Here is an 8,847-nt window from a genome sequence, read left to right as displayed (position 1 = left end):
GTTCGAACGCGCTGGCCAGACAGTTCTTTTCGAACTGGGCAATGGAGAGCGCACCGGATTTCACCTGGAAAAAAGCCGGACGCGAGGCGATTTCCCGAATCATCTATTTATGGATTGAGCTCAAGAAGACATTCAAACGGCAGTAACAAGGAAAGGACAGAATCCTCTCTTCCTGCTGCCTTCCGATCGTTCACCCTCTACGCAAAAACGGGCCGCACGGCCCGTTTTCTTATATGTATTGGCTGTGGTTGTCTGTAATGGTGATCTGTATAGAAATCTGTACAGAGATTTGTGCATCGCGTCTTTTAAAAAGAAAGAAGAGCGGTCGGATTCGGTTCTGACACTGGAATCTATTTCGCGTTTCGCAGAGCTTTCCATTCTTCCCTTGTCATGCGGTTGATCACTTCATCACGGAATTCGCCAAGCAGCAGTACAAGGACATGCTCTTCCGTTTTGAAAAAGCAAAAGCCAAGTTTGGCCTGTGCTCTGGCGGATTTGGAATTGCCGGTATAATGCGCGCACCAGATCTGATCGAGCCACAGATCTTCAAAGCCATAATCGATCAGCATGTTTGCCGCTTCTTCCACATAGCCATGGCCCCAGTATGGCTTGCCGATCCAGAAGCCCAGTTCCTTGTCGTATGGGGATGCCCCCTCACGCTGTTTCAGCTTGGGCACCATCAGAGATATGGCGCCGATTGGCGTCGACGTTTCTTTTAGGCAGATCGCAAAATCCAGCGGATTACTCAGCACACTTTCGATAATCTGCCGGCTCTCCTCTTCGCTTTGGTGAACGGGCCAGCCGGCGGCCGGTCCGACATCCGGATCATTTGCGAGTTCGTATAATACCTGAGCGTCCTCGGCTTTCCAGGGACGCAAAATCAGTCGTTCACTCTGAAATTCCATTGTCTTTCTCCTTTCTCAAGTGCGTTCTTCGCCGCCGTTTCGACCCGTTGGCTTCGAGCTGTTTCTGGAACGAAAAAGATGTCGAAGCATTTCTGGTCAGCGGAGCAAAGCGAAGTTTGATTTCTACCTTAGCAGGGCGTTTGAAAAGCGAAAAGCGGCCGCTTGAAATTCCATGAAAAAAGCAGAGTTCGAACGCACGGCGGATGCGTCCAAACTCTGCCGTTTTATTTTGTTTTGATGTATGGGTCTGCTCTATCGGCTAAAGCATTTTCCTTCAGAGTCGGGATTGACTACTCGAAGTTTTCGAGACCGTACCAGGCGATGCCTTCACCTCTCCAGCCAAGTTCAATCAGGTATGTATGTTCCTTGAAGTTGGTTGTGAAGTTGTGGTTTGCACTCTTGGCGTTCGGGTTGTATTCACGCCATACTTCTACGGCCTTGTTGTCATCGGAATACCAGCCGATGCCTTCGTCTTTCCATCCCTGGTCAACCAGGTAGTTTTTCTCGCGTTCACTCAGTGTGTAGAGGTGATCGCCGGCATTCGGGTTGTATACGCGGTAAACCGGAGTATTGGATTTCTTCGGAGCGATCCAGCCGACTCCTTCACTCTTCCAGCCGACTTTCGCAAGGTAGTCGCGTTCTCTGGAGCTGCTGGTGTAGAAGTGTTCGCCGGAATTCGGGTTGTAAAGACGGTACATTTCCATCCGGTTGGCATCGGATTTGGACTGGTAAGTCAGACCGGAACCGCGCGGATAAACGACATCGGTTGTGGAATACATGCCAGTTGCATCATCATACTTGTAAACGTTGACTGGGAGCTGTCCGCTGGCACCAAAGGTCCCAAGTGCAACTTCCATACCGGCCAGGATGTTTGGTCCATAGGCTTCGTTAGCACCGGTTGCGCCGCCGATGATGGCTTCGGTCGGGTCAACTCCGGTACCCTTGTTGCCGTAAACGGCCATGACTGCCTGAGCATCTGGATACCACTGGGTATCATATGGTTTGTCCGCAGACATGATGATAGCCTTTTTGCCTTTTTCCCTCGCGTATTTCACGATTTCATTTGGTATTTTGCTCGACCAGTGCCTGCCGCCCATGCGGGCTGCGCTGGAAACTTCGGTAACGGCCATTACATAATCGGCCGCATCAATTTTTGCTTTTTGTTCGTCGGTCAGTTCAGCCTGGCCTGTGTATACGAAATAATCCAGTTTCGCACCGTTTTCTACGGTATCGGCATCTTTGCCGCGGTTCCAGGCGAGGGAGATCAGGCCAGGTTCGTTGGAATAAGGAGTAGCTACGAGAACGGTTGTGTCCTTAGTAACTTCCATTGGCAGAACGTTGTCTTCGTTGCGGGTAACGGTAACGCCGCGGGCAGCGATTTCACGTTCAGCCTGTTTGTTTTCGGCGCAGCCGACAACTTCTTTGGCTTCATCGATGGAATAGTCATTTTCGTTCCAGTCCAGAATGCCTTTGCGGGCTTTCAGGGTCAGGATACGGGTGCAGGCGTCATTCAGACGTTCCTGAGTAAGCTTGCCGTTGGCAACTTCCTGTTCGCAGTAGTTGATGACCGCGTCGAGATCTTTCAGGTCGTCCTTGCAGTACAGAACGGTTGGCATGCAGATCAGGTCGGCGCCGGCTTCCATGGCTACAGCAACACGCTGCGGCTGGGACCAGACTTTGGCAACACCTTCCATGTTCATGGCGTCGGTGCTGACTACGCCTTCAAAGCCCATTTCGCCTTTGAGCAGGTCAGTGATAATTTTCTTGGACAGAGTCGCCGGGAGCTGTTCTTCCTGGTTTGTCAGATCCGAGTGAAGCGTTGTATTGTCGAGAGCCGGATACAGGATATGTGCGGTCATGATCATTTCGATGCCTTCGTTGATCGCTACTGTATACGGTTTCAGCTCGTTGTTTTTGATTTCCTCGACCGTCTTGTCTACGATCGGCAGGCCATAGTGGGAGTCTGTCGCCACATCGCCATGACCTGGGAAGTGTTTGGCACAGCCGATTACGTTGTATTCAGAAAGGCCAGCAATTTCGGCAGAAGCCATAAGACCAACCTGTTCCGGATCATCGCCAAAAGAACGAAGACCGATAACCGGGTTGTTCGGGTTGTTGTTGACATCGACTACCGGTGCGAGGTCGGTGTTGATACCGAGTACGGAAAGTTCAGAACCGATGATTTCGCCGATTTTCTTTGCATCATCGGTATTGAAGGTAGCGCCGACAGCCATGTTGCCTGGCAGAGCTGTACCGGTGCCCAGACGGGAAACAGAGCCGCCTTCCTGATCAACGGAAATCAGAAGCGGAAGTCCGCCGTCGCTGATGGCTGCTTTCTGCATATCCATCGCGAGGTTGTAGGACTGCTCGGTTTCCTTAACGTTGTTGGCAAACAGAATAATGGCACCAAAGTCGTAGTCCGCGATAATCTGTTTAACCTCATCGTTCATTTCGGTGAAATCCGTTGCGGTGTCGTCACTGGTTCCCCACTTACGGAAATCCGGCATGATCATCTGTTCGATTTTCTGACGGGTCGTCATTTTGGAGATGATGTCGTTTACGCGCGCTTCGATCGCTACGTCGCTGTCTTCAGCGGCCATGATCGGCGTTCCGGATGCGAACATCATCGAGCAGGCTGCTGCACAGCTGACAGCCGCCGCTGCCGTGCGCTTCAGCGCTCTACGGAATGAGTTTCGAATCATATCTTCCATCCTTTTCATAATTTGAGTAAAAGAAGTACGCAGTTAAAAGGCCAACTCTTGTAACCGTTTACTTCTTTCCTTCATATCTATGATAACGCTAATGATATATGCAAACTATTGCATTAATTGGTAACTGTGAAATGTCTATTTCCTAATTTGTATAATAATTCCAAACAATTTGTTTTATTTTACTCCCGTTATCTATTTAAATAATTCAAGGCAGTCTCAAACGATCGTGCAGACAGAATTTGACTATGCCTTTCTGCATTTTATCCGCTCCCGTTTTCTTCGATGCCTATCGCTGAAAATGAAAAAAAGCAGGATCTGCAGAGGAAAAATCCGTCTGTAAAACCTGCTTTATGCAGTTTGATAAATCGTTTTATCCGTGTGGTTTTCTGATGAATCCGACAGGATGCAGACAATCCATTTTGTATAGATCATCCGCAAATTCAAATTCATTTCTGAAAACGGAAGCCGTTGGAACGCTGGCGATTGATCACGCCGCACAGTTCCTGCTTTCTTGGACGGGCTAAATTGCCCTTTCCAAAAAAGCTCATTCCGTTTTCATCCGCAAGATTTTCAAGCTCCTCAGCGATCTCGTCGATCGTTTTCTGATTATCGACCAGATTGCGCTGCGCATAGACGATCATTTTTCCGATCGCCGCCGACTGCTGGGAATCGGCAAGCTGTTCGAGGGCGCGCAGATCGATCGGCTCTCTGGCAATCGAAAGCGAATCGAGCGCGGATGTTTTGACCTTGGCCTTATCCTGACAGAGCGCGTCGTTCTTTTTCAGAATCCGTTTGTTTGGAGTGACAATCGGCGGATAGTCGCTGGTCTGCGGTTTGGCAAAGGCAGCCGCTTTTTCCCTGGCCAGTTTTGTAATGTCGTACGGCTTGTATTCTTTCATCTGGATAATCGTATCTGCCTTATCAAAAAACAGACCGCTGCTTCCCGCAACGAGCACGGTGGATACGCCCTGATCGGCAAGTTCACGAATGCGGGCAATGTACGGAATAATCGGCTCTTCTTTTGGGGAAACGACTTCGCTCATCAGCTCATCGCGAATCATGAAGTTGGTTGCGGATGTATCTTCATCGATCAGAAGCGCCTGGCTTCCGGATTCGAGCGCTTCCGCTACATTAGCCGCCTGACTCGTCGATCCGGATGCGTCTTCACTGACGAAATCTTCCGTGGATTTACCGCCGGGCAGACTCTGAATAAAGGAAGAAATGTTTTCATGATGAACGCAGCGGCCGTCTTCGGCGCGCACTTTCATCGCGTCATTGCGGGTAATGACATACTCACGGCCATCGCCTTCAATATGATCGTAAACACCCATTTCCAGCGCCTGCAGCAGCGTCGATTTTCCATGGTAGCCGCCGCCGACAATGAGCGTTACGCCCTCGTCAATGCCCATGCCTTTGATTTTTCCGGCATAAGGCAGATCGAGTTCAATTTCTTTTTCCGGCGCGCTCACAAACCGAATCGCGTCCTCCATCGGCAAAGCGCTTGCCCCGCTCTTACGCGGCAAAATCGCGCCGTTGGCCACAAAGGACACGAGATGTCTGTCCTGAAGCTGTTTACGAATCGCCTGCTGATCCACAGACAGCTCATACACCCGCTGCAGATGCTCTTTTTCCGCTGCCGTCAGATTGGCATAAATCAAGGACGATTCCACTAAAGGCGGCAAAGTATCAAATAAAAGCATCACCAGCCCCTTGGCCAGAATCGAACGGCCTTTGGCAGGAAAGCCTGCGTTGAGCCGGAAAATCAGCGAACCGTTTTTCGGATCGATCTGTACTGCAGAACGTTCAAGCACTTCCGGACAGACCGAACTGCACGTCAGTGCGCCTGATTTTCCAGAACCGGAGCGGCGCACATCCGCCTGTTTCAGCTTCCGGCCAAACAGCCGCAGCAGTGCATCCTGCAAAGCAATCCGACAGGTACGGTTTTCGTAAAGATGCGAAGGAAAGCCTGGATTTTCGATGTGAATCGAAATGTCCGATGGGGAAGCAAACGGGTCGGACTGCACATGGTCGATGGAAAGCACATAGCTTCCAAAGTCCCACTTTCCTTTCAAATCCCGATACGCCGGATAGCCTCTTCCGTTTATAGCGAGGATTTTTGCTTTCAAAGCTTTGGCCGTATTCATACGCTCACTCCTTCTGTTTCCTGTTCCGTTTGTGCATTTCCGTCCTGTCCGATCTCTGCCCTCTTTCGTATCGGAAAGTCAGAGGGAACGATTTTCCAAAGGGAAATATGGAGGAATTATTCACAATTTAGCGTATTCATCGTACATCCCTGCTTTGGCGTCCTCCTTTTGATCTGCCCAGAATCGTCTTATCCTGCTCCAGCCCCTTCCTGATAATGGCGAACTGCGCTTCCGTTCGAAATGAGTTCTTTACAAAATGGGCTTTGGCGGCATTTGTCTTAACGCCTGCCATTATCCTATCTTATTTTATTTCATCATGAATTTTTATTTATTCGTACATTTTATTCGGTTATATAATTTCATTTGCACAGTCGTCGACTTATTTGTTTTTTTCTATAGAAAATCCTGCTGTGATAAGGCTCTGTACTCCAGAGGCAGGACAATGGGCACGAATGAAAAAAACTGTCGTCATGAAGGCAGACGACAGAGGCAAAGCATTTCTTCTGGGGTTGCCTTTCTGGAAAAGGGAGAAAGGAAACGAACATCCGACAAAACCACCCGATTTGTCTATTCACAATAGAAGATCTGCTCAAGATCATGAACGGCATTAGTAAAAATCAGATCCTGCGGATCGTACGGCTGTTTTGTGGAGCCTTCAATATAGGCGCCCAGATCGTTTACACGGACCTGAACGATGACGTAATCTTCATCCGCAACCATTTCGGTATCGCAGTCTCCATACGGAAAAACACTGCCCAGTTCATCGCTGATTTCGGCCATAATTGCGGCGCGTGCCAGTACACAGGCCATCTGTCCGCTCATTCCGAGCGTTTCCTGCGTATTAAGGAAGAAATACATCGTCATGGCCGAAACCGGTTGATTTTCGGCAGGCGCTTCCACTTCCACGATAAGGCCGACATAGTAGTAATCTGCATAACAGGCAGACTGAACATAAGAGACAGATTCACTGTCTTCCTGCTCTTCGGACGTTTCAAAGTAAGCTGAGGGATCGTCCTCAATTGCGTCGAGCGTGGAATCGTTCTGTTCCGCAATCGGAGCAGAGTCTGAAACGGGTTTGGAAGGTTCCGTTTGGGAAGACGATCCAGTGTTTCCGGGCCGATTTGAAGATTCGGAGGAATCCGCCTTTTGTGCGGCTGGATCGGATTTTTCCGAAACTGGATTGCGGGTCTTCAATTTGCTGGTATCGGACTGCGGATGACTGGACGGATCTGTCGCCGGCCTGACATTCGTATCGTTTTGCGGTTCGTACGTTTCCAGGAGTACCGATGTCTGACTGGACGGATCGGCGAGCGCAACGGTTGGTTTGGATGAACTGCCGCATCCGCTAAGAAGCAGCAGTGTGGATGCGAATGCAGCGACAAAACCTTTTTTCATTTGAAATTGCTCCTTTCCCCCTTTTGTTTTTCCTTTTTTTAAAGGGATTTCCTGCAGGACTCCTCTTTTCTGTATGATATGTCGTTCTGGATATATTCAGAATACTGCATGAGATTTTGAAGCAATTATCGGGGTGAAATATCACAAAACTAATTTCGCTTACGCCCTCAAAACCATCCAGCAAAAAGAACCGCTTCGAGTTTTGAAGCGCTCTGCCCCCCGTCAAGCAGACACAGGAATGAATAAAACTCGCTCAAGCATTTCGCACGAATTATGCCAAAAGCTTTTGTTGTTTAGAGCGGGCGGATTGCCCTCCTTCTGTCGTATCGCTCACAGTGAGGAGGTCTCACAGGTTCCAGGTTCTGGCAAGGGCTTGAGCGAAGCGTCCCTTGGCAGGTTCTGGGTTCTGTGAAATCTTTGAGCGCGAGTGGTATGACGGGAGGAGCCCCCCTCTCTTCTTGAGAGGAGTGAACCGCGCTCCAGCCGCGCAGGCTGGTCCCGGCGAAGCCGACAATAACGCCAGCTATACATGAACAGCCTTTTTGGTTCCATAACGCGAAAGCTTCAGGAGGAACTATCTTACTGCTGGCTGGGACCCAGTTATAAATCTGTGTATACGTGCAGCCAAAACGATGAGCGGTTTCCTGATAATTCTTATCGTTTTCAAGACACTGCTTTACCGCTTCGATTTTCTGCTCTTTGGTGAATGATTTTGCAGAGTTCTTCTTTCGATTCGGCGTTTTCGTTCCTCCCTTACATGGAGAAATCGTATCGCCTTTCAGCCAGCGGCGGATTACTGAGACGGCAGAAATATGATATTTCAGACAGAGCTGACTCAAAGATGCTTGCCCTGAACGATATTCCGCAATCACTTTCTGTTTCAGCTCAGAAGAATATCTTTTATTTACGCTAGGTGTGATCAATCCGGCGGCACCATCTCGCCTATAGATTCCAACCCATTTGGTGATCGTTTTCGAGTCAAGAATGCCGTACTGTTTGCAGAGTTCAGCAGACCCCACACCGGAGATATATTGTTGAACACATTCCAGCTTGATTTCAGGAGAAAATTTGGATTTTCGTCCCATAAGAAAAGCTCCCTTTCAAGAAGAACACGTTTGTTTATTTCACGTGTCTGCTCGCCGGGGAGCTTATCATTTTTTGGAAACGGTTCTTTTCCCAGAGATCAATGGAATTACTCGCACATCAGCTTATTGGCGATCTGCGATTTGAAACGGGAGAAAACCAGATCCTCGTCGCTGACTTTCTCTTTTCCAAGAATGTCGGTTAAACGTTCTTTGGGATCATCAAAGACGATGCTGGCCTGGAGGAGATTCCCTTCCGTCTTCAAATCGATTTTGTCTTCTGGTATTCCATATGCCTGAGCCATATCCGACTTCATGGACTCGCCATACTGATCCAGCAGATCCTGTCCTTCCACACCGGCGGATCCAAGATCATAGATCACAACGTATTCCATCGAGTTCACCATTTCATCTTTGAAAGGAGCTTTTATAATAACCTTCACGATCGGGTTTTCCTGTGAAACGGTGCAGGTCAGCACCTCCGCTTTGACCTCACTTCCTGCTGGCTTCGAACTGCTGCATCCTGCCAGCAGTGTGCCCGCTATGAGTAAAGCGGATGCGACAGCGCGGCCATTCTTTCTCTTTCTCATTTAAAATACCTCTCTTCGCG

At 49.2% G+C, this 8,847-nt stretch carries 6 protein-coding genes; all 6 read right to left on the bottom strand.

Translation table 11 applies throughout. The annotated features are described in order from the left end of the window. Positions 1–350 precede the first annotated feature (350 nt). Positions 351–905 carry a GNAT family N-acetyltransferase gene (locus tag ACLUYS_RS08205; protein ID WP_288339261.1) on the bottom strand — a complete coding sequence of 185 codons (555 nt, stop codon included), beginning with the start codon at positions 903–905 and terminating at the stop codon, positions 351–353. 290 nt (positions 906–1,195) lie between these two features. Further along, the gene (locus ACLUYS_RS08200) at positions 1,196–3,607 is read right to left on the bottom strand and encodes a glycoside hydrolase family 3 N-terminal domain-containing protein (protein ID WP_230266706.1); all 2,412 of its coding nucleotides are present in this window, start codon (positions 3,605–3,607) and stop codon (positions 1,196–1,198) included. Between the two features lie 455 nt (positions 3,608–4,062). After that, positions 4,063–5,760: an ABC-ATPase domain-containing protein gene (locus tag ACLUYS_RS08195; protein WP_288339260.1), complete on the bottom strand. Its 1,698-nt coding sequence runs from the start codon at positions 5,758–5,760 to the stop codon at positions 4,063–4,065. Between the two features lie 567 nt (positions 5,761–6,327). Beyond that, positions 6,328–7,155: a hypothetical protein gene (locus ACLUYS_RS08190; protein ID WP_230266704.1), complete on the bottom strand. Its 828-nt coding sequence runs from the start codon at positions 7,153–7,155 to the stop codon at positions 6,328–6,330. Between the two features lie 293 nt (positions 7,156–7,448). Further along, positions 7,449–8,240, bottom strand: a complete 792-nt coding sequence (locus tag ACLUYS_RS08185) for a transposase (protein ID WP_230266703.1) — start codon at positions 8,238–8,240, stop codon at positions 7,449–7,451. A 107-nt stretch (positions 8,241–8,347) separates the two neighbouring features. Beyond that, complete coding sequence (locus ACLUYS_RS08180; RefSeq protein WP_412659573.1) at positions 8,348–8,680, bottom strand: hypothetical protein; 333 nt, start codon at positions 8,678–8,680, stop codon at positions 8,348–8,350. Positions 8,681–8,847 lie beyond the last annotated feature (167 nt).

The sequence above is a fragment of the Allobaculum sp. genome, assembly GCF_047010065.1.
GTDB lineage: Bacteria > Bacillota_I > Bacilli_A > Erysipelotrichales > Erysipelotrichaceae > Allobaculum > Allobaculum fili.
Note: the sequence above shows the minus strand (reverse complement) of the source record. Positions and strands in the feature narration are given on the sequence as shown.

Bases quoted from the DNA above. Each gene is read 5' to 3' on its own strand.
- ACLUYS_RS08205 (WP_288339261.1), bottom strand. From the start codon at position 905: ATGGAATTTCAGAGTGAACGACTGATTTTGCGTCCCTGGAAAGCCGAG.
- ACLUYS_RS08200 (WP_230266706.1), bottom strand. From the start codon at position 3,607: ATGATTCGAAACTCATTCCGTAGAGCGCTGAAGCGCACGGCAGCGGCG.
- ACLUYS_RS08195 (WP_288339260.1), bottom strand. From the start codon at position 5,760: ATGAATACGGCCAAAGCTTTGAAAGCAAAAATCCTCGCTATAAACGGA.
- ACLUYS_RS08190 (WP_230266704.1), bottom strand. From the start codon at position 7,155: ATGAAAAAAGGTTTTGTCGCTGCATTCGCATCCACACTGCTGCTTCTT.
- ACLUYS_RS08185 (WP_230266703.1), bottom strand. From the start codon at position 8,240: ATGGGACGAAAATCCAAATTTTCTCCTGAAATCAAGCTGGAATGTGTT.